Raw genomic sequence first — 22,844 nt, 5'->3', positions numbered from 1 at the left:
CCTATTTTGGTATAATTAAAACTCTTCCTGCACTAATATTATTGTTCTTTAATTCATTATATTTCATAATAATATCCTTTTTATTTAAATCATTATAATATTTTTTGCTTATACCTTCTAAAGTTTCCCCTTCTTTTACAATATGAAAGTCAAACGATTTATCGATATTATTTCTACCTTTAGGATAATTGACCTCTAATTTATCAAACAGCAAAACCCCATAGTCATCTCTGTTATAAGCTAACTCTAAATATATTTTATCAATTTGAAGAGGGTATAAATTTAAGTCTGCTGGTAATTTTGTTTCAACATAGTTCCATCCAGTCCATGAAATTCCTTCACTTATAGGAATATCAATTTTTTCATTATCTTGTCCTTTCAATCTAACTCCTAATACTATAGGTGAATATCCATACGAATAAACCCATATTCCCATTGAAATAGGAGGATATTTAATAATAATATCCCTATTTGATAAATCGACATACGCTCTATTTTCATCATCTATAGCTAATATATTGTATTCAAATTTTAATGAATTTTTATTTGATTTACTATTGTTAGATACTAAGATATTCCCTTTTATATATTGATTTGAAGGAATAAAATTATAGCTTCCGTTCTCAAAATCCTCTAGTAGCTCCTTGCTACATAGATTTTCAGAATCTTGCTCTTTTTGTAAATCATCACTGCTACTATCAGCTTTTTCTTCTATGATTATTTCATCGATTATTTCATTTTCAACAGTAGTATCAACATAATTATCATAAGACTTAAAAGGATTATTCTTATGGTTGTCCATTGTTTTATTAGTATAAGTAGATTCTTCCTCTATTTTATTGGTATTATTTAAACCAAATATTTTTAAAGAAATAGTTCCTGTTAATAAATTGCCCTCAGTTCTATCCATAATTAGGTTAGATATAATAATTTTTGTTGAATTTGTAGAAATGCCTTTCATAACTTGAATAATTCCTGCATAATCTCCCCTATAAGGTATATCTATATCCATTCTACTTACAGTCAACTTTCCTATTTTCTCTTCTATTGGCTCATTAAAAACAATATCCTTTACTTCGAATTTCTCATTTTCAAAAATCTCACTTAATAAATTTATTATCTCTTTTTGATCTAGTCTTGCATAATAACTATTAGATAACTTAGCCTCTTCCAATTCTATAGTTTCTAATTCTTTTTTAATAACATCTTTTTGCTTTAACATCGAATTCATTTTGAATATCCTTGTTTCATATTGCGTTTTTTCTTCTCTAATTGTTTGTAGTTCATTTAATTGTGGAATTATTAAAAAATTTATAATTGTCCATAATACAATAATCGTTGCTAATAGAATCATCAAATTTTTTTCTCTATTAGTCAATATTCTTCTATGTTTCCAATTTATCAATGTTTTCAACTTCTCCATCCATGTTCACACCCTTTAGATCGATATTTAATATAAAGGTATAATATTGCTTTTCTTTTGATATGGATGATACAAATACATTTTTAAATGTTTCAATGGATTCGAAATTTTTCACCAATTGTCCTATAGATAATTGATCTATTGAATTTCCAATTATTTGTATGTTATCAGTATACATACTTATTGATGTAAAAAAAATATTATTTGGAGTGTTCGATATTATCATATCGAATAAATAATATTCAATAGTACTATTACTCTCTACATATTCATCTAATAATCTAATTTCATTTAACGAGTTTTTATATAGGTTCAATTCCGCTTCATCTTCTATTATTTTATCTACCTTTTTATTTATTCTTTCATTCGATATAATCGCTTTTAATTTAACTATATCTTTGGAAATTATTCTGATCCTAATTTGATTAAATAATGAATAAATAAGAACCAAACTTATTAAGAGTATTACTGTTGAATAATAAATCATCTGCTTATCTATGTTAAATCTTTTCTTATCAATATAGGAAGCAAAAAAATTCAAATCTTTCATCTTTACACCTTTGATGTCCTAATAATTGAACCTATAGCATTAATATAATCTGAAAACTCATTATTAAACTTTACTTTATCTAGTGACTTAATTGTTATAGAAGGTATATTAAATATATTTGAAAACATATTATCCACTCCTTTTATATTTGAAATTCCTCCAGACAATATAATCATATTTATTTTATTGTCCATTTTCCTCGTCAAATAGTATCTAAATATAATTTCTATTTTTTCAGTAAGAGTTATTATAGACTTTTTAATAATATTTACAACCTTATAATATTCAGATTCTTCATCGTGAAAATGATTTATATCTTCTATTCCTTCTTTTTTTACTTTAAACTCTTCCAGATCGTAATCAAAATAATTTAAAATACTTTGATCAATATATTCTCCACCTATCTCAATAATTCTAGAAACAAATATAATCCCATTTCTTATAATTAAAACTTTAGTATTATCGTATCCAATATCAATACTAGCAAAAGTTATATCTTCTGTTTGGAAAGTGTTATTTATTAAACCATTATATTTTATAAGCTTAGCCGTGGAATTAGGTTGATAATCTAACACTAAAGGGTTTAACTTAAGGTTTTCCAACAATTCATGATAATCCCTTACCATTTCTTTTGGAATGGCAATTATTAATATGTTTATTTTTTCCGAATCATCTTGGTAGAAGAAATCTATTATCTTAAACTGAATTACATAATTATCAATATTTGCGGGAATATAATCCTCTATTTGAAATCTTAATATATTTTCTATTTCTTCTTGCTTTACTTTTGGAATGGTAATTTCCCTTGTTACGATTTTCGAACTATTTATTGTGACATAAGCATTTTTAGTCCTTATCTTTTTCTTTTTTAATTCTTCACTTATTACATAATGTAGTAAATCCTTATCTAAAATTGTCCCATCTTGAAAAATTCCTTCTGGGGTATATACGTTAAAACATTTATCTATTATAATTCCTTTTTTTGTTTCTCTACCCTCAACTGCCTTTATTTTATAAGCTCCTATATCCAGAGAGAGTACTTTACGGTTAGGAATAAGAGAAAACTTCAAAGTCAATCATCTCCTTAACTCACCTCAAAAAACTTTTCAAATACCATTTCATTATCTTATCCCCCCAAAAAAGCGTTATAACAAAAGCTAATATTATAAAAGGGCCAAAAGGAATAGCATCCTTCCTTTCCTTGATTTTAAGCACTAATAATAATACAGAAATTATACCTCCTAATAGAAATGATAAAAAGATGCCTAGAATAATTTTAGGCATTCCAAGTATAAAGCCTAATACCGCTATTAATTTTACATCTCCTCCACCCATACCACCATTTGATACAATAAATATAATTAAAAAGATAATTCCACTTAATACTAAACCGCCCAAATTACCAAGTAGATTTAATTGTCCATTATGTAAGAAATATTTTATGAAACAATAACTAATGCTTTCTAATAATATGATATAAATTAACATATTAGGAATAATATGATAATTTATATCAATGAGGGTTATTAATATAAATATACTAAATAAAATAGAATAAAAAATAAAATCAGTGCTAAAACCAAATTTATAATAGAGTGCGAGAAATATAATTCCATTTAGTATTTCGGCAAAAGGGTATCTAAGAGATATCTTCATGCCACAATATATACATTTTCGTCTTAGAGATAAAAAACTTATTATAGGTACTAAATCATACCAGTTTAAAGGAGTACTACAATTAGAACAATGGAAACCCGGAAAAACTATGCTTTCATTCTTTAGTATTCTATATATGCATACGTTAAGAAAATAGCCTATTATTATGCCTATTAAGAATATTAATATCTCCATATGTAGTCTCCTTTATCTTTCAATTTTTGATAAATCTTGAACTATTTCTTTATTTAACATCTTTCTAATTGAGTCTTAGTTAATTGGCTGTGATAATTTACCAGGTGTTATTATAATATCTCCATCTGTATCAATAGTTACTTCATATTCTGTTTTTTCATCAATCTTTTTGTTAGTTTCAAATTCCATTCCATCCAAACCATCTGGTATCACAGGCCATTCTTCAAGATAATTTTGCCAAGTTATGTCATTTCCTCCTCCTGCCTCATTATCTCCAGTCCAATATGCAGATACTCCGGTTTCAGCATAATACATATTTGCTGCGCTCATCAATATCTTCACATTAGCGTTATGAGCTACTATTGCTGCTTTTTTTCTCGAATTTCCTATTTTTGGTACAGCAATTGTTGCTAATATTCCTAGTATTGCAATTACAACTACTAGCTCAACTAAAGTAAATCCTCTGTTACTCTTTTTCACCTTCTTTAAAACCCATTTAAACATTCTTTCTCCCCCTATTTATTTTTTATTGTTTACTTGCACCATTAATCATCTTATCGACCTTGTCCTAGTCATCGTCACAATTTTCATGTTAGTAAACTCATATTTCTATAGTATTTACCAAATCGAACATTGGCATTGCCATTGATATTACTATAAATCCTATTATTATAGACATAAACACTATAAGAATAGGTTCTAATAGTGTAGTCATCTTTTGTATAGATGCTTCTATCTCTTCATCATAATAATCAGCAGTTTTATAAAGTATATCATCTAGTGCACCTGATTCCTCCCCAATTTTTATCATAGAATCTACCATTGGAGGAAATAAACCTGTATCTTTTATGGTTTTAGACATGGATATCCCTTTTTTAATATCTTCCTTTGCAGTCTCTAATTTATTTGATACTATTCTGTTACCTACTATATTTTTTACCACATCTAATGCCTGTAAAAGAGGCATACCACTTGAGAGCAACGTAGATAAGGTTCTAGTAAATCTTGAAGTTATAATCTTTATGCTTATATTTTTAATACCAGGTATTGTTATTTTTAAATTATCAATTATTAATCCTCCGACTTCAGTTTTCTCAAACTTTATAGCACCAATTAATAAAAAAACAACGCTTAAAATAAATAAATACCAATAATTAGTCAGCCAATTACTTATAGTCAGTAACATTCTAGTAGAAACAGGAAGCACAGAACCATTTGTTTCAAACATTCCAATGAAAGTAGGCATTACAACAATTATTAGAAACACTACAACTGCTATAGCAATTATACTCAATACTACTGGATAAACTAAAGCATTATTTACTTTATTTTTAATTTTGTTTTCCTTCTCAAAATGAACTGCCATTCTCTCCATTAATACATCTAAATTTCCGCTTACTTCTCCAGCTTCAACCATATTTATTAACAGAGAAGGAAACATACTTTTATGTTTTTTCATCCCTTGAGATAGAGTCATACCCTTTTGTACATCTTCGTAGATTGCAAATATTGCTTTTTTCAATGTTTTATGTTCAATTTGTTTTTCTAATATATCTAGACAATTTATTATGTTAATTCCTGCATTAAGCATAGTGTAAAACTGTCTACAAAATACAGATATATCTTTTTTAGTAACCTTTTTTGAAAACAAATCTTTCTTAATATCTATTTTATTATTTTCTTCTACAGACATTGGATAATAATTATTATTTTTTAGCATTATAAGTACATCAGATTCAGATTGAGCCTCATGGTATCCCTCTAATATTTCACCTTTTTCAGAGACAGCTTTATATTTATATAATTCCATTTAAACAACACCATCCTAATGAATATATCTTTTTACATAATCTAAATTAATAGCTTGATTCAATATTGTATCCTTGGAAATTATACCTTTGTTATATAATTCTAGTAAATGACCATCCATAGTTTTCATTCCTGCTTTACTGCCTGTTTGTATAGCAGTTTCTATTTGATGTATTTTATCTTCCCTAATCAAATTCCGTATTGCAGGAGTTACGGTCATTGTTTCAACAGCTGCAACTCTTCCATTTCCATTAGCTTTAGGTAATAGTTGTTGTGAAATGATTGATTGAATTACCGAAGAAAACTGAACTCTAACTTGTTGTTGTTGATAAGAAGGAAAAACATCTATAATCCTATCTATTGTCTTTGCAGCGTCAATAGTATGTAATGTAGATAATACTAGATGTCCAGTTTCAGCAGCAGTAAGTACTGTACTTATGGTATCTAAATCCCTCATCTCACCTACAAATATTACATCAGGATCTTGTCTCAATGCTGCCCTAAGAGCATTATTAAAATCATTAGTGTCAATTCCAATTTCTCTCTGATTTATAACACTCTTATTATGTTTATGTAAATATTCAATTGGATCTTCTAAGGTTAATATATGACATCTTCTTTCCTCATTAATTAAGTTAATCATAGAAGCTAAAGTAGTAGACTTCCCACTACCAGTAGGCCCCGTTACTAATACCAAACCTCTTGGAAGTCTAGATGAGTCTTTGATTATATTAGGTAATCCTAATTCATCTATAGTTGGAACTCTTAAAGGAATTATTCTAATAGCCATTCCATAGCTTCTTTTCTGTTTATATGCATTTACTCGAAAACGACCTATTCCAGAATTAGAGTATAAAGTATCAATTTGACCATTTTTATCTAGCTTATCTAATTGATCTTTATCTAAAATTTGTTTAACTAGTTTTTCAGTATCGTCACAGTTTAAAATCGAGTCTTTACAATTTATTAAAGAGCCATTTATTCTTAAAACTGGTGGTATTCCAACTGTAATATGAATATCAGATGCATTATTTGAAATAGCATATTTGAGTAAATTTATTAAATTCACAACTTTCCTCCTAACCTAATGTAAAACTAGCTTTTAGCACTTCTTCTAAAGAAGATACTCCTTGTAAAGCTAATGTAATTGAATTATCCATAAGTGTTGACATTCCAGAGTCATTGGCACCTTTGCGTATTTCATCAATGTTTTTACCTTCATTTATCAATTTTCTAAGTTTTTCATTGACAATCATTACTTCGTGAATCGCTTTTCTTCCTATGTATCCGTTATTACATTTATTACAACCTTTCGGTTTATAAAGTGTAATTTTTTCTTTAGGATCTATACCTAACAATAATTTTTCTGAGCAGTTAGCTTTATAAGGAATTTTACATTTAGAACACAATTTTTTTATAAGTCTCTGTGAAATTACTCCTATTAAAGCTGATGATACTAAATGAGGTTCTATTCCCATATCTATTAATCTAATAATAGATGAAGGGCTATCATTTGTATGAAGAGTCGATAATACTAAATGTCCAGTAATCGCTGATCTAATAGCTATTTCAGCAGTTTCAAAGTCCCTTATCTCTCCAACCATGATAACATCTGGGTCTTGTCTCAAAATTGACCTTAATCCATTAGCAAATGTTAATCCTGCCTTAGGATTTATTTGGACTTGATTAATCCCTTTTATTTTATATTCAACAGGATCTTCAATAGTAATGATATTTCTTTCGACTTTATTTAGCTCCTTCAAAGCAGCATATAAAGTAGTTGTTTTACCACTACCAGTTGGGCCTGCTACTAATAACATTCCATAGGGTTGTCCTAGTATTTTGTTGAAAAGTCTTAAATTCTTATCAGTAAATCCTAATTCAGATTTTGTATACATGAAATTACTTCTATCCAATAATCTTAGAACCATCTTTTCTCCATATACAGTGGGGATGGTTGATATTCGCATATCAATTTCCTTATTGTCTATTGTTGTTTCAAGCCTGCCATCTTGAGGAATTCTTTTTTCTGCAATGTCCATCTTACCTATTATCTTTATCCTTGTAACTAATGCAGAAAGACTTTTTTTAGATAATCTCATTATTTCCTGTAAATCGCCATCTATTCTAAATCTAATTCGTAAATCATCCGATAACGGCTCAAAATGTATATCACTCGCTCTCATATCAACAGCTTGTTGAATTATAGAATTAATTAACTTTACTACTGGTGCATTGGCTACTTCAAATAATTCCTTATCATCGTATTCTTCACTATTGTTTAAATTATAAGAATTAGTAATTTCCTTGATTACATTTTCTGTAGATTTTTTTCTATAATATCTATCAATACTATCTATAATACTGTCTCTAATCGATATTACTGGTTGAATTTCATAATCTGTATAAAATTTTAAATCATCTATTGCAAATATATTTAAAGGATCTGACATTGCTACTACAAGACAATTTTCTTTTATATCTATGGCAATAAGCTCATGTCGTCTTGCTATATTCTCCGGTATTAATAATACAGCACTTTGATTAATAACAAATTTATTTAGATCCACATGAGGAATTTCTAGTTGAAATTCTAAAACTTCAATAATATCATTATTTGTAACATATCCTTCATTAACTAGAACTTCTCCAATTTTTGAATTGGTATCTTTTTGTTTCTCTAATGCACTATTTAATTGTTGTTTAGTGATTTTACCGTAATAGAGTAAAAGTTCACCTAACTTTAAATTTAAAGTTTTCATTTTTTCACCTGAAAAGAGTTATATGTTATTATAATTACTTATTCTACAAATTTTTCTATTATCCTCTTTATTTCTTCAAAATATTAATAAAATTTTCATTTTTATTTCAATTTTTTTGACTAAATTAAGTTTAATTTATTAATAGTGTTATAACAAGATTGTGTTTATGAATTTATTATCAATTATGAGTATATTTATTATGATTATATAGTTCCTTCTTTATACATATAATTAAAAATTTAGATTAAATAAAAAAATGATTTAATGAAAAAATAGATATAGGAGGTGAAAATTTTGAAAAAAAATAAAGTTTTATTTTTCGTAATTGTTATTGCGCTAGTAATAACAGCAATTGGATGTACAACTCAGCCAGGAGGCACAGAAAATAGGATAGGTTTAGATTCTCCAAACAATAATAATGGTTTAAGAAGAAATAACAACATGATTGGTCAAGATAGAACAAATAATAATAACTTAACAGACATGGATAATAATATGAACAGAAGAGACACAGATTTAGGATCAAACGTAGAAAGAGATAACAATGCTGAGGACGATATGTCTGAAAGAGCAGATGAAATTGCTGAAGAAATTTCGGATTTAAACAATATTAACAACGCTTCAGTATTAATAAACAATGATACTGCAATTGTTGGAGTCGATATGGAAAATGACGCAGAAGGTGAAGTAACTACAGACTTAAAACAACAAATTGAAAGAATAGTAAAAAATGAAGACGATGATATCGATAATGTAAATATAACTGCAGATCCTGATTTATTTACAAGGATTTCTAACATGGCAGAAGATATTGGAAATGGTAGACCAGTATCTGGATTCGCAGATCAGTTCCAAGAAATTCTTAGACGAATTACACCTGTAAGATAAATCCGGATTTCCCGGATTTATCTTACATATTTAACTTTGCATTAATATAGATTGAACAATTAAAGTTAATTTTAGCTAACTTTAATTACTCAGAATTTTATTTAGTTTGTCTATAGCACGCTTTTCTATTCTGGAAACATAAGATCTTGAAATTCCCAACATAAATGCTATCTCTCTTTGAGTTTTACATACTCCATCAATCAAGCCATATCTTAATTCAACTATTTTCTTTTCTCTATCCTTCAATACTACATTAATAGCATCACGTAATTTTTTCTTCTGTAGCTTTAGATGAACTTCGTCAAGGATGTCATCAGTTTCAGTTCCAAGTATATCTAGCAAAGATATTTCATTACCTTCTTTGTCTACTCCTATAGGCTCTTGAAGAGATACTTCTCCTTTTGATTTTTTGCTAGCCCTAATTGTCATTAAAATTTCATTTTCTATACATCTAGCAGCATAAGTGGCTAATCTCGTGCCTTTATTCACATTAAATGTCGATATAGCCTTTATTAAACCAATAGTACCTATAGAAATTAAATCATCAACATCTTTTCCAGTATTATTATATTTTTTTACAATATGTGCTACTAATCTTAAATTTCTCTCTATAAGAATATTACGAGCAATTTCATCTCCCTTCGAAAATCTGTCTAATAAATTTGCTTCTTCTTCTTTGCTTAAAGGTTTGGGAAATGAATTAGTATTAGATACATATCCTGATAATATTAAAAAGGGCTCAATAACTCCCCCAAACAAAAACAACAATCTAGTAAACATAAAGGCACCTCCACTCCTCCCATATTAAAGTATATGTCTGGAAAGCAGTATTGGTGCCAGTCCTATCTACCAATCTTGTAAATTTCTCTTATTATTTGTTCAAAGATGGGTACAGCTGATTGTGAACCAGAAATTCCTTCTTCTACAAAAATCGTTACTACATATTTCGGATCTTCTGCAGGAAAAAATCCTGTAAACCAACCATGTGTTGTTTCCTCTCCATTTAAAATTGCTTGAGCTGAGCCAGTTTTTCCACCCGCTCCTCCTATGTTATCTAAATCTAAATTTTTTGCAGTTCCTTCATTAACTACTCCTACTAAATATTCCTTTAAAATTTGACAACTTTCTTTTGACACTACTCTGGTTTCCTTTTCTCTAATAAATTTTTTAATCATTTGTCCATCTTGAGTCGTTATGCCATCTACTACTGCTAATCCCTTCTTTATACCATCATTAGCTATTATCATCATTAAGTTCGTTAATTGAATTGGAGTAGTTTCAATACTTCCTTGTCCTATAGAAATATTACCTATCACCGGTCCTTGTAATTCTTTTCCTCCAGGAATATTTCCTGCGACCTCTTCCGGTAATCCAATATTTACTTTCTCACCTAATCCCAATTTTCTTGCCATTTCAATTATCTTTTTACTACCTAATTCTTGCCCTAATTGAATAAAAACTGAATTACACGATTTCATAAATGCCTGACTTAAATCAATATAGCCATGTCCTTCTAGATTATTACAATTTATTATTACATTTCCTATTTGTTCAAATCCATTACAATAATAAATTCTATCTAAGAGACTCATATCATTTTCTAAAGCTGTTAATAATACTACTATTTTAAATAATGATCCTGGAGGATAAGCGACTTGTACAGCCTTATTGTATAAAGCCATATCATCCCTATTTAGGTATTTATCAATATCATTTTGATCAATATTAGGTCTACTTGCTAACGCTCTGATATCTCCTGATTGTACATCAGCTACAACTGCTGCTCCATTTACTTCTCTTTGATCTAAAATATCTTCTACTACCTTCTGTATATGGTAATCTATAGTCAACTTAACTCCACCTGGCTCCATTGAATATGATCTTTGATTAGAAACATATTCCCCACCTAAAAATATATTTTTCCCTGTATCTAATTCTAAATATAAAGAATTTACGTTCCCTTGATTCTTTAAGATATCATCGTAAACTTTCTCAATGCCTGCCTCTCCTCTATTTTCACTATCATTAATATATCCTATTACATGAGATAATAAATTTTCATCACTATATCTTAATGTCATCTCTGTTATAAACATATTCTTATTATTACTAATATCCTCTGCAGAAGGTTTCAAGGGAATAAATAATAATTCTTTCCTTGAATATATATACCTTTCCAAATCACTTTTATCTAAAACACTATTATTTACTATATAATTTTTTAAATCTTTATTATTCATAATGCTATTTCTAAATACAAATAAGATATTAATTCTATTTCTATTTGTAATTGGTATCAAATTTACATCATATATAGTTCCTCTATCTGGATATAAATCTACCTTCCTCCCTCTTTGTTTTAATGCTTCTTCCTTCAACGTATCATGACTTTCAATTTGAATCCAATATAATCTACCTATTAGAGCAATAAATACAAAAAAGGATATAAAAACCATTTTCAAGATTCTGTTATGTATTATGTTATTCTTATTTCTTCTCATAAAAAAACCCCCTATCTAGTAATTCTAGTATTACCAATTGATAAGGGGAATATAATCACCTATTCAATATAGAGTTGATTTTAGTTGCGATAATATCAATAGCAACTTTGTTATATCCACCTTCAGGGATAATAATGTCAGCGTATTTCTTACTTGGTTCCACAAACTGTAGATGAGCAGGCCTAACACTTTCCATATATTGTTCAATCACAGAATCTAAAGTTCTACCTCTATATTTAATATCTCTTTGTATTCTTCTTATAACTCTTACATCTGAAGCTGTGTCCACAAATATTTTTATATCACATAAATTCCGAATACCTTCATCATTTAATATTAAAATACCTTCTAATATAATTATCTGTCTTGGATACACAGTTATTGTTTTCCTCTTTCTCGTATGTCGTTCAAAATCATATATGGGCTTTTCGATTGGCTTATTATTCAATAAATCCTTTAAATGTTTTAATAATAAATTATTATCAAAAGCAAGTGGATGATCATAATTAGTTTTAACTCTTTCTTCAAAGGTTAAATGACTTTGATCTTTATAATAAGAATCTTGTTCTATTGTAGTTACATTTACTTTGTGTATAGATTTTAATATTTCTTTAGATACCGTGCTTTTACCTGATCCAGTTCCACCTGTAATACCGATTAGTATTGGCTTTTCCATATGATCAATCCTTTCTGCTCTTCCTAATAATATCCCATGCTTCAACGGGTTGTTTCATTTTAATCTTAACTATCTGTTGAGCATGACGAGCAACTTCAATTTCTTTTCCGTCTTCATCAAATATGTTTTCAATAGTCTGAACAAAGTATTTTTTCTTCGGTCCAAATATTTCGATTTCATCTCCTATAAACATTCTATTTCTTTGCTCTATAGTTGCTAAATTCGTTTTTCTATCATAATCTAATATAAGACCTACATAATCATATTTTCTAATATATGAACTGGAAGTATAAACTTGATCTTGTTCAGTTGGTTTACCAAAATAAAAACCTGTTGTAAAATCTCTATGACTAGCTTTCTTAATTTCATTAATCCATTCTTTATTAAAAGTATAATCATCTGGATTTTTCAAATACTCATCTATGGCCATTCTGTAAGATCGAAGTACTGTTGCAACATAGTAGGAACTTTTAACTCTTCCTTCAATTTTAAAACTCTTTATACCAGAATTAATTAACTCAGGAATATATTCTATCATACATAAGTCTTTTGAATTGAAAATAAAAGTCCCTTTCTCATCTTCAAATACTGGAAAATATTCTCCTGGTCTTTTCTCTTCTACTAAATTATATTTCCATCTACATGATTGAGCACAATCTCCCCTATTAGCATCTCTACCTACCATATAATTACTTAATAAACATCTGCCTGAATAAGATATGCACATCGCTCCATGTACAAAAGCTTCTATTTCTAAATCTTTTGGAATTTTACCTGTAATCTCTTTGATCTCTTTAAAAGATAACTCCCTTGCTAAAACAATTCTTTTAATACCCAAATTATACCAGAACATTATTGTTTCATAATTTGTAACACTTGCTTGAGTACTTAAATGTATAGCTAAATCTGGAACAGTTTTTTTTATAATAGAATAAATACCAGGATCAGACACTATAACCGCATCAATATCTATATTGTAAAGATCAGTTACATAATCCTCCAATCCTATTAAATCTTCATTATGAGGTACTATATTCATAGTTACATAAACTTTTTTTCCCCTGTTATGTGCATAATCTACTCCCTCTTTTATTTCATCTATATTAAAATTCTTTGAAGCTTTTCTTAATCCAAACTTTTCTCCTCCTAAATATATAGCATCAGCTCCATAATTTATTGCCATTTTTAATTTTTCTAAATTCCCTGCTGGTGCCAATAATTCTGGTTTATACAAATTTCTCACTCCTCTCTATATGTTAATGCTATCCCATCACCTATAGGAATTATACATGATTCAAATCCTTCTAGATTATTTATATATTCAAGATATTCTCTTAACCTTTTAACAATAGTTTTCTTACGTCTAACAACTAATTTATCAGATGCTACCATACCCTTAAACAACACATTATCAGACATTATTACTCCTCCACTTTTAAGTATCTTAATACATTTATTAAATAGATCTAAATAATGTCCCTTCGCTGCATCCAAAAATATAAAATCATATCTGCCATTCATATCTATGAGTATTTTCTCTGCCTCTCCATAAAGTATATTTATCTTTTCGTTATACTTTGTATTGCTTAAATTTTCCTTAGCCAAATTTATCATATCTAGTCTTCTTTCAATAGTTGTTATCTCACACTCTTTACTTGTAGATGAAGCCATTATAAGAGAAGAATATCCAATAGCAGTACCAATTTCTAATATTTTTTTTGGTCTGTATATTTTTAATAATATTTTTAATAGTTGAGCTACTTCCCTAGTAATAATTGGTACATGGTTTTTTCTAGCATATTCTTCTAATTCCTTTAAAGTTCCTTCATGTGCTGGTAATATACTCTGTATATAATTTTCTATATAATCTTCATTTATATTGCTCAATCATATTTACCTCCTTGACATAAATTAATACGTGGTTATTGCCACGTATTAATTATCAAAAATTATTATTTATTAGGATCTGCATTTAAATGCTCTTCATAAGTTCTAGTAAAAGTATGGGCACCTGTTCCATCTTCCTTAGTTCTAAAATATAAATAATCTACATCTGCTGGATTAACTGCAGCGACTAAGGATTTTTTCCCTGGAGTAGCAATAGGTGCTGGTGGTAATCCAGTATGAATATAAGTATTATATTCTGACTGAATTTCTGTGTCTTTACTATCTAAAACCTCTTTTCTTTCACCTAGTGCATATTGAACTGTAGCACAAGATTCTAAGGGCTTATCAATTTTTAATCTATTTAAAAAAACCGCAGAAATAAGTTCTCTTTCATCATCTCTTTTTGCTTCTCTTTCAATAATAGATGCTAATGTCACTATTTCATTCAAAGATAAATCCATTTTATTCATGTTTTCTTTAATATCTTTTTTATATATCCGTTCAAATTGTAAGAGCATCTTTTCAATTATCTGCTTTTCATTAGAATTCGTATACACCTCATAAGTAGATGGAAATAAAAATCCTTCTAAACTTTGTCCTTCATTTAACTCCTTTAAAAAAGAAAACTTATCTTCAAAATATTTTTTATCAGAAGTTAATTTTAAGAATTCATCCTTATCTACAAGACCTTCATCAGATAGCTTTTCTGATATATGTCGCAATTCATATCCTTCAGGAATAGTAAATATCTGCACATTTTTATTTTCTCCGCCTTTTGAAATTTCTGCAATTATTTCTTTTAAACTCATTCCTGTGTTTAAAGTAAAATAACCAGCTTTTAATTTATCTTCATCATTATTCTTTTTCAATGCAATTTTAAATATTAACTCATTCCTTATTAAGCCTTTTTCTTTTAAAATGGCAGCAATTTTGTTAGGACTACTCCCAACGGGTATTTCTAAACTAATGTCCTTTGGATTATTAATAGAAACTGGTAATATATTATTTCTATAATATATTATAAACGACAGTATGACTACAATGATAAAAATAATCATTATATATAATCCCAATTTTATCTTATTCTTATTGTTTTTGAGTTTATTAATACTAACCACCTGAACTCCACCCTTGAATAAATATTTACCTTTTTTATTATACAACTTTTAATGTATAAAAACAACAGCTAACATAATTATGAATAAACTAATAATGACATATTATTACTTGTTCTTTAAATATATTTTAGCTTTTTTATATACAGAAAGTATTATTGAACCAAATACAATTACAGATATAGCCTCTCCTATAATAATTCCTAATACAGTAAGCCAATAAGGTATACTTGTAAAATATGATACCCATATAGATACTATAAATCCATTTAATAATATTGGTGGTAAAGCAGCTATAAATTTATTTGATGTCTTACTAGTTAAATATGCTGCTAATAAAGTAATCAAACTTCCTCCCAATATATCAACTAAACCAAATGCCGAATAAGATGCTAGTATCAAATTAGATATTAAACAGCCAACAAACAATCCTGGTATCGCAGCTAATTCCACTACTGGCAATAATGTTAAACCTTCAGCAATCCTAAGTTGTATAGGGCCAAATGCGAGATTTCCCATTGGAATTTGAATTAGTACAAGGACTAAATAAATTCCTGCTATCAAACTTGCTTTAGTTAGATACTTTGTATTCATAACATTCCTCCTGAGCTAAAGATTCTTTAGTGTCCTATACTAATTATGAACATTTCAATTTAGCATTTAAAACATTTTTAATTGTTCTTGATAATTTATGTGTTAAACCATGAATATTGTTTATTTGATTATCTTATGTAAAATTTAAACTTTAAATAATAAAATTAAATTTTTATATATATTATCAAATATTATATCATTATTAGCAATAGTGAACAAATAAATACCTTAAAAAATCCTAGCATGCTTTTAAAAAACATGCTAAGATTTTCTTATAGCCTATAAAAAGTATAAATCTATCCTTATTAAAGACTTTTTTAATAGATTATAAGCTTTTCTTTATTATTAAAATATTTTAACAAAAATCTTACTTATACTTCCATTATAATAGGTAATATCATTGGGTTTCTTTTTATTTTCTCATATAAAAATCCTCTTAAAGCATCCCTAATACTAGATTTTAATGTTGCCCAATCAGTAATATGTTTCTTTTCACATTCAATTAAAGCGGTTCTAACTACTGCTCTAGCCTCTTCCATTAAATCTTCTGATTCTCTTACATAGACGAATCCTCTAGATATTATATCTGGACCTGCAATTACTTTTCCCTCTTGTTTGCTTATAGTTACAACTACAACAATCAAACCATCCTCAGATAAATGTTTTCTATCTCTCAATACAATATTTCCTACATCTCCTATACCTAAACCGTCAACTAATATATTTCCTGATTGTACAAATTTATTAATTGTTCCAGATTTTTTGGTAAATTCAATAACAGACCCATTATTAGCTATAAAAATATTATCTTTTGGCATTCCTAATTCCATAGCCAATTCTGCGTGTCTTTTTAAATGTCTATATTCACCATGAGCTGGTATGAAGAATTTTGGCTTTATTAAAGTATGCATTAATTTTAATTCTTCTTGGCATGCATGTCCTGATACATGAACATCAGCTAAAGACTCATAAATAACTTTTGCACCGATTTCAACCAACTTATTTATAACTTTGAATATGGTTTTCTCATTTCCTGGAATAGGTGATGCAGAAATTATTATTGTATCTTCTGGTACTAATTCTATTTTTCTATGTTCAGAAAAAGCCATTCTGGATAAAGCTGACATCGGTTCTCCTTGACTTCCAGTAGTTAATACCACTATTTCATTACTTGGGTATTTGTTCATATCTTTAATATCAATTAGAGTTCCTTCTTCGACATTTAAATAACCCAATTCACAAGCTACATTAATAGTATTTACCATGCTTCTACCTGAAACAGTTATTTTTCTATTATATAGTTGCGCAGCATTAATAACTTGTTGTATTCTATGAACATTAGAAGCAAACGTTGCTACAATAATTCTCTGAGGAGCCTTTAAGAATATATCATTAAAAGTATCTCCTACAGTTTTTTCAGACATAGTATATCCTGGTCTCTCCACATTAGTACTATCAGCCAACATCACTAGTACTCCTTTGCTTCCTATTTCTGCAAGTTTATGCAAATCTATTAAATTATCATTTATAGGAGTATAATCTATTTTAAAATCACCAGTATGAACCACAGTACCAATAGGAGTATTTATTGCCAATGCAACACTATCAGGAATACTATGACTGGTCTTTATAAATTCTACTGAAAAACAACCTAAAATAATTTTGTCGCTTGCTCTAATTTCGTTCAAATCAACTTTTCCTAAATTATGCTCTTTTAATTTATTTTCTAATAAACCAAGAGTTAATTTAGTACCGAATATTGGTATCTTTATTTTTGCAAGAAGATACGGTAATCCTCCAATATGATCTTCATGACCATGAGTTAATATAATTCCTTTTATCTTCTCTTTATTTTTTATCAAATACGATATATCAGGTATAACTACGTCAATTCCTAACATCTCATCTTCTGGAAAACTTAAACCACAGTCAATAACTATAATATCATTTTTATATTCCAAAACAGTAATATTTTTACCAACTTCTCCAAGTCCACCTAATGGAATAATTTTTAATTTATTCGATTTTCTAGCCACTACATCATCTCCTTTTTATTAATTTCTCCATTTTATAATATTTATATAATCGTAGAGTTACTGTAAAATTTTCCTAAAAAAACGAACCCTATATAGGGTTCATTTTTGGCAGTTAGCACAATACCCAAAGAATTTTACATTATGATCTATAATCTTAAAACCATTTTCTTTCTCAATTTCATTTTCTAAAGTTTCTAAAAGATCTAATTTAACTTCCATTACTTTACCGCACTCTAAACAAATTAAATGATGATGATGATGATTTTCTGAATCATAATTTAATTCATATCTATTATATCCATCATCAAAATTTACCCTATAAATAATATTAAGCTTTTCTAATAATTGTAAAGTCCTATATACTGTAGCTATACCAATTTCAGGATACTTTACCTTTACGATATCATATACTTCTTCCGGACTTAAATGTTTAGAATGATTCTTTACTATAACATCTAAGATTGCACGCCTTTGAGTGGTCAGCTTGAGCCCCTCTTCTTTGAATATTTCTTTTACTTCGTTTATATTTATATCCATTTCTTCACCCGCTTATAATCCTACATAATAGAATACTAGTATAAGCTAAATTTGTCAAGCATAGAATTTATTGTAATTTTTCTTTTTGTATGTCCTCATATGCTTGAATAACATCATTTAACTCTTCATCATTATCTATACCTACCAAAATTGCGTCGCCTTTGTCATCGTATTCGATTTTAAGTAAATATGTCAATGGCTCTAATTCGTTTACTGGAATTAAAGCAGCATATTCCACATCATCTAATCCAAAAGTAGCTAATAACTCAAATTCCACTTTGTTTCCCATCTCATCTAATAAGGTTATCCTTTCATTCATAGTCTCACCTCTTACTTTTGTCTAAATAAGTTTGTAAAATATAAGTCGCAGCAACCTTATCTATAACTTTTTTTCTATTTTGCCTTCTCACATCCCCATCTATTAACATTCTCTCTGCAGCAACAGTAGTCAGTCTCTCATCCTGTAAAATGATTTCAACATTTAACTTTTTCTTAAATTTATCTACAAAATTCATTACTTTTTCACCTTGAGAACCTATAGAATTATTCATATTCTTTGGCAATCCTACTATTATCTTAATTATATTATACTCTCTTGCTATTTTCTCTAACTGTCTAATATCCTTTTTATCATTTTCTCTTTTAATAGTTTTTAGTCCCTGAGCAGTAAGCAATAATGGATCGCTAATAGCAACCCCAATCGTCTTATCGCCCACATCTAATCCCATTATTCTCTTCATATCTTCCACCTTTTAAATTACCTTTATGCAAAATTCTGGACAATTTCTAGCACAATAGCTACATAATACGCAATTCTCGTTAGGAATAGCTCTACCATCAATAATTTCTATTCCCTTGTGTTTGCAAATGTCAACGCAATTACCACAACCGATACAATAATCCGCTATTATTAACTTTCTATTTTTCTTTTTCATTTTTTTACTTAAATGTTCAGGAATTATTCCTTTTTCCATTAAATTAATATTACAATCTATTTCCTCTTTAGATTGCATTCCAATAGCAATAGAGTGAATATAGGGTAAATGCTTTACAAAATTAAACGCCTCTTGTGCTTTATTAATTAAATGACCTCCTCCCAATGGCTTCATACCGTATATGCCTTTACCTTTATTATATGCTTTCTCTATAGCTATTAACATATCTTCAATATTTCCATCTTGAATTCCTATACCCTCTTTATTTACAATTGGATGGATAACTTCTATTTCTCTAACCTGAGTTGCACCTAGAACACCTTCCACCCTATGAGTAGAAATACCTATCGCTCTTATTTTACCCATTTTTTTAGCTTCTAAAAAATATTCTATCGCATCCCAATGACCTCTCAAAGTATGAATACTTTCCTGTTCATGTAGCATAAATATATCTATATAATTAGTCTTTAATTCTTTTAACGCTAATTCTAAACTTGCTTTAGCCATTTCTCTAGTATATGCATAACATTTTGTTGTAATTATATAGTCACGTCTATTTATACCCTTTAATGCTTCTCTAATATATTGATAATTTTCATAAACTTCTGCAGTATCAATAAAATTAATTCCTTTCTTGTATGCATATTTTATTAAATCAGAACCTTCTTTTATAGATAAATTTGCTTGAAAAGGAGTCATCGTTAGAGAACCAAAACACAACCTAGACACTTCAATATCAGTATTTCCTAATTTTACTCTATCCATTTTTGCCCACTTCCTGTTTATTATACATTTCTTTATCATTTACCAGAATAAATAACATGAATATAGTAATTATATTGATAGATATAGCAGATAATATTAATCCCGAATCATTTACAATAAAACCAATAATACTTCCAACTACACATGATAAATAACTTTTCCCTAAACCGTTGTCCATTAATTTTTTAATTTTATCCTTTAATAAATATGAAACTATACCATGAACAATTATATTTACAAGCAATACATTGGTCCAAAATGATGAACCAACTAATCTTATATTCATTAACAGTTTTCTATTAATAATATTCGTAACTACATTGAATCCTTCATCACTAATTTTCAATAGGGCTCTAGCTAAATGTGTTGGATTTGGATTTAATTTAACATCTATATATCCAAATATAGCAATTATGATACCAACAATAATCATAATCTGAATAATATTTTTCAAATTTAATTTTTTCCCTATAGCTTCAATAATAAAATGCAAAGTTGTAGATAAAAAGGCAATTGTCCCACCTACATTTGCTCCAAGCTTTGGATGTCCAACCATTGCTGTCGATAATATTAGAAGAATTGCAGGTATTACCTTATTGTTATACCTATAATATAAAAGTCCTGCACTTAATGTTGACATAGCTAAAAATAATCCTACCATTTCATTGCCTATTCCAAAATATCTAGCTCCAATAATTGGATCATGACTCATTATGGAAAATTTTGTTATTGCTCCGCTAAAAATTATATCCATTGATATTATCACAAAAAATATAATAGTTAAACAATATAACAATTTTTTATTATTGTACTTCTTCACAACAGCAACAAAAATACATATTAAAGAAAATAAACTCACAAAAAATTTAAATAAATTGTCAATCTCAAATAAAGAGCTTAATATAAAAGCAATAGGTAATCCAAACAATAAAATAAGTAAGATTTTTAATATTTCTCCAATTCTATTGTTTATTTTAATCTTAAATACAAATGTAAGCATAACGATTGTCATTATAATAATAGAAACAATTCCATAAACTGTTAAAGTTTTAGACCTTACTATTGACGTTAAATTAATGCGTCTATTCATAGATTCGATATATTTAAATGTATCTTCTTTTTCTTCTTCATATTCTATAATATTTCCAGACATATTTTCCATCGAAACATTTAAAAAATTTGTAATTGTCGGAGCAATATCTAAATTTGATACAATACCCAATCTATTTGTAGTAGATGATGTAACTAAACCTTTGTCTATACCGTCTTGCCATAGTATAATTGGAGATAATTTACTATCATCAATTCTTTCCTCGCTACTATTCGGGCTTAGTATCATTAACAAAGATTCATTTTCCTTAGCAATATCTATCAAATCTCCAATAAATTTATCTATATTATCTAAATTTAATTCTCTCTTTTTATCAAAAATATCATCTGATAAAACATTACTATAACTATTAAGTCTATCTAGATCTCCTGTGTCTATAACAACTAATGAAGCCTTCTCCTTAATATCCGATACTTCATTTATAATTCTATCATAATCAGTTCTAATCCCATAAGGATAGTCTTCATCTTTTATAAGTATATCTTCTACATTTCCATAATCAATAAGACCTCTTGAATCCATAGGAATCAAGGCAGATGATCTAATGATATCTTCATCTGTGTCACTATTACCATAAATAGCAGTTTTAAGATTATTATCGTGTAATCTATCCCCTAATATTCCTAGATAAGGTGAATATCTATTGCCGTCATTTTGGTTATATAACATTCCAATTTTAATGTTTCCTACTGCATAATCTTTATCTAAAATACCCATTCTATTTTCATAAACTTTTTTGCATTCATTAGTCAAATTATGGAATTGAGCACTTTCGTTATTTGCATATGCTTTACTTGAGGCATTTATTGTTATAAAACTTTCTGCACCTCTATACCCGCTTTCTCCACGTACATTCATCAACCCAAAGTTGCCGTCATCAATTAATCTATTTAGTTTTGGCATCTTTTCAATGTCTTTTAATGTGAGCTTGTTTATAACAACAACATATACATTTTTATTTACTTTTTTATTACTTGCACCATAATTAAACTCATTTATACATAGTAATAAACACAAAATTAAAAATATCGTAACAAATATTCTAGTTCTTTTCACGTAAAAATCTCTCCTAAAACTCATTTTCCTTTTCTAAATAGTTACTTAATATTTCTTCTAATAATTCATCTCGTTCTATCTTTCTAACTAAACTTCTAGCATCTTTATAACTAGTAATATATGTTGGATCCCCCGACAAAATATATCCAATTATCTGATTGATTGGATCATACCCTTTTTCTTTTAAAGCATTATATACTGTAAAAATAATTTTTTTAGCTTCATTTATATTCTCTTTTGATGCCTCAAATTTCATTGTCTCATTAAAATTATTGCTCATTATAACACCCCCTATAATATTTATATCATATCTTGTATAGAATATGCAGTATTAAAATAAATATATAT

At 28.0% G+C, this 22,844-nt stretch carries 23 protein-coding genes; 1 reads left to right on the top strand and 22 read right to left on the bottom strand.

Annotated features, from left to right (window positions below; genetic code table 11):
• Position 1: 1 nt before the first annotated feature.
• From K8M07_RS00520 to K8M07_RS00485, 8 genes are all read right to left on the bottom strand, one after another.
• On the bottom strand, positions 2-1,423 hold the full coding sequence (locus K8M07_RS00520) for a LysM peptidoglycan-binding domain-containing protein (RefSeq protein WP_223375836.1): 1,422 nt from the start codon (positions 1,421-1,423) through the stop codon (positions 2-4).
• Positions 1,386-1,973 (bottom strand): PilN domain-containing protein, encoded by a 588-nt coding sequence (locus tag K8M07_RS00515; protein WP_223375835.1) that lies wholly within the window; start codon positions 1,971-1,973, stop codon positions 1,386-1,388. The genes K8M07_RS00520 and K8M07_RS00515 overlap by 38 nt, the downstream gene beginning before the upstream one ends.
• 2 nt (positions 1,974-1,975) lie before the next feature.
• Positions 1,976-3,043, bottom strand: coding sequence for a type IV pilus assembly protein PilM (pilM, locus tag K8M07_RS00510; RefSeq protein WP_223375834.1), 1,068 nt, complete (start codon positions 3,041-3,043; stop codon positions 1,976-1,978).
• A 19-nt stretch (positions 3,044-3,062) separates the two neighbouring features.
• Positions 3,063-3,824, bottom strand: a complete 762-nt coding sequence (locus K8M07_RS00505) for a prepilin peptidase (RefSeq protein WP_223375833.1) — start codon at positions 3,822-3,824, stop codon at positions 3,063-3,065.
• Positions 3,825-3,899: 75 nt separating this feature from the next.
• Entirely contained in the window at positions 3,900-4,328 is a 429-nt protein-coding gene (locus tag K8M07_RS12550; RefSeq protein WP_263282399.1) for a type II secretion system protein, read from the bottom strand.
• A gap of 97 nt (positions 4,329-4,425) precedes the next feature.
• Positions 4,426-5,634, bottom strand: a complete 1,209-nt coding sequence (locus K8M07_RS00495; protein WP_223375832.1) for a type II secretion system F family protein — start codon at positions 5,632-5,634, stop codon at positions 4,426-4,428.
• Positions 5,635-5,649: 15 nt separating this feature from the next.
• Positions 5,650-6,702, bottom strand: a complete 1,053-nt coding sequence (locus K8M07_RS00490) for a type IV pilus twitching motility protein PilT (protein ID WP_223375831.1) — start codon at positions 6,700-6,702, stop codon at positions 5,650-5,652.
• Between the two features lie 10 nt (positions 6,703-6,712).
• On the bottom strand, positions 6,713-8,395 hold the full coding sequence (locus tag K8M07_RS00485) for a GspE/PulE family protein (RefSeq protein ID WP_223375830.1): 1,683 nt from the start codon (positions 8,393-8,395) through the stop codon (positions 6,713-6,715).
• Between the two features lie 294 nt (positions 8,396-8,689).
• Between K8M07_RS00485 and K8M07_RS00480 the strand changes: the two genes are divergently transcribed.
• Positions 8,690-9,283 (top strand): YhcN/YlaJ family sporulation lipoprotein, encoded by a 594-nt coding sequence (locus tag K8M07_RS00480; RefSeq protein ID WP_223375829.1) that lies wholly within the window; start codon positions 8,690-8,692, stop codon positions 9,281-9,283.
• An 81-nt stretch (positions 9,284-9,364) separates the two neighbouring features.
• On the opposite strand, the gene sigK is transcribed toward K8M07_RS00480, so the two are convergent.
• From sigK to K8M07_RS00410, 14 genes are all read right to left on the bottom strand, one after another.
• The gene (gene sigK / locus K8M07_RS00475) at positions 9,365-10,063 is read right to left on the bottom strand and encodes an RNA polymerase sporulation sigma factor SigK (RefSeq protein WP_223375828.1); all 699 of its coding nucleotides are present in this window, start codon (positions 10,061-10,063) and stop codon (positions 9,365-9,367) included.
• A gap of 62 nt (positions 10,064-10,125) precedes the next feature.
• Positions 10,126-11,784 carry a peptidoglycan D,D-transpeptidase FtsI family protein gene (locus K8M07_RS00470; protein ID WP_223375827.1) on the bottom strand — a complete coding sequence of 553 codons (1,659 nt, stop codon included), beginning with the start codon at positions 11,782-11,784 and terminating at the stop codon, positions 10,126-10,128.
• A 55-nt stretch (positions 11,785-11,839) separates the two neighbouring features.
• Complete coding sequence (udk, locus tag K8M07_RS00465; RefSeq protein WP_223375826.1) at positions 11,840-12,460, bottom strand: uridine kinase; 621 nt, start codon at positions 12,458-12,460, stop codon at positions 11,840-11,842.
• A gap of 4 nt (positions 12,461-12,464) precedes the next feature.
• Positions 12,465-13,694, bottom strand: a complete 1,230-nt coding sequence (locus K8M07_RS00460) for a peptidase U32 family protein (RefSeq protein WP_223375825.1) — start codon at positions 13,692-13,694, stop codon at positions 12,465-12,467.
• Between the two features lie 5 nt (positions 13,695-13,699).
• Positions 13,700-14,347 (bottom strand): O-methyltransferase, encoded by a 648-nt coding sequence (locus K8M07_RS00455; protein WP_223375824.1) that lies wholly within the window; start codon positions 14,345-14,347, stop codon positions 13,700-13,702.
• A 65-nt stretch (positions 14,348-14,412) separates the two neighbouring features.
• Positions 14,413-15,465, bottom strand: a complete 1,053-nt coding sequence (gene mltG / locus K8M07_RS00450) for an endolytic transglycosylase MltG (protein ID WP_223375823.1) — start codon at positions 15,463-15,465, stop codon at positions 14,413-14,415.
• Positions 15,466-15,570: 105 nt separating this feature from the next.
• Positions 15,571-16,056 carry a QueT transporter family protein gene (locus tag K8M07_RS00445; protein ID WP_223375822.1) on the bottom strand — a complete coding sequence of 162 codons (486 nt, stop codon included), beginning with the start codon at positions 16,054-16,056 and terminating at the stop codon, positions 15,571-15,573.
• A gap of 371 nt (positions 16,057-16,427) precedes the next feature.
• Positions 16,428-18,092, bottom strand: coding sequence for a ribonuclease J (locus K8M07_RS00440; protein ID WP_223375821.1), 1,665 nt, complete (start codon positions 18,090-18,092; stop codon positions 16,428-16,430).
• Between the two features lie 99 nt (positions 18,093-18,191).
• Positions 18,192-18,629, bottom strand: a complete 438-nt coding sequence (locus tag K8M07_RS00435) for a Fur family transcriptional regulator (RefSeq protein WP_223375820.1) — start codon at positions 18,627-18,629, stop codon at positions 18,192-18,194.
• 67 nt (positions 18,630-18,696) lie between these two features.
• The gene (locus K8M07_RS00430) at positions 18,697-18,948 is read right to left on the bottom strand and encodes a DUF1292 domain-containing protein (protein WP_223375819.1); all 252 of its coding nucleotides are present in this window, start codon (positions 18,946-18,948) and stop codon (positions 18,697-18,699) included.
• A gap of 4 nt (positions 18,949-18,952) precedes the next feature.
• Positions 18,953-19,369, bottom strand: a complete 417-nt coding sequence (ruvX, locus tag K8M07_RS00425; RefSeq protein WP_223375818.1) for a Holliday junction resolvase RuvX — start codon at positions 19,367-19,369, stop codon at positions 18,953-18,955.
• Positions 19,370-19,381: 12 nt separating this feature from the next.
• Entirely contained in the window at positions 19,382-20,329 is a 948-nt protein-coding gene (locus tag K8M07_RS00420; RefSeq protein ID WP_223375817.1) for an aldo/keto reductase, read from the bottom strand.
• Positions 20,322-22,496 carry a hypothetical protein gene (locus K8M07_RS00415; RefSeq protein ID WP_223375816.1) on the bottom strand — a complete coding sequence of 725 codons (2,175 nt, stop codon included), beginning with the start codon at positions 22,494-22,496 and terminating at the stop codon, positions 20,322-20,324. Before K8M07_RS00415 ends, K8M07_RS00420 begins: the two co-directional genes overlap by 8 nt.
• Before the next feature lie 13 nt (positions 22,497-22,509).
• Complete coding sequence (locus K8M07_RS00410; RefSeq protein ID WP_317845461.1) at positions 22,510-22,776, bottom strand: IreB family regulatory phosphoprotein; 267 nt, start codon at positions 22,774-22,776, stop codon at positions 22,510-22,512.
• Between the last annotated feature and the right edge of the window lie 68 nt (positions 22,777-22,844).

Origin of the sequence: Schnuerera sp. xch1, from assembly GCF_019931165.1 — a bacterium.
Lineage (GTDB): Bacteria > Bacillota > Clostridia > Tissierellales > Tepidimicrobiaceae > JAIOUP01.
The sequence above is the reverse complement of the archived record's forward strand: the minus strand, read 5'-3'. Positions and strand labels throughout refer to the sequence as shown.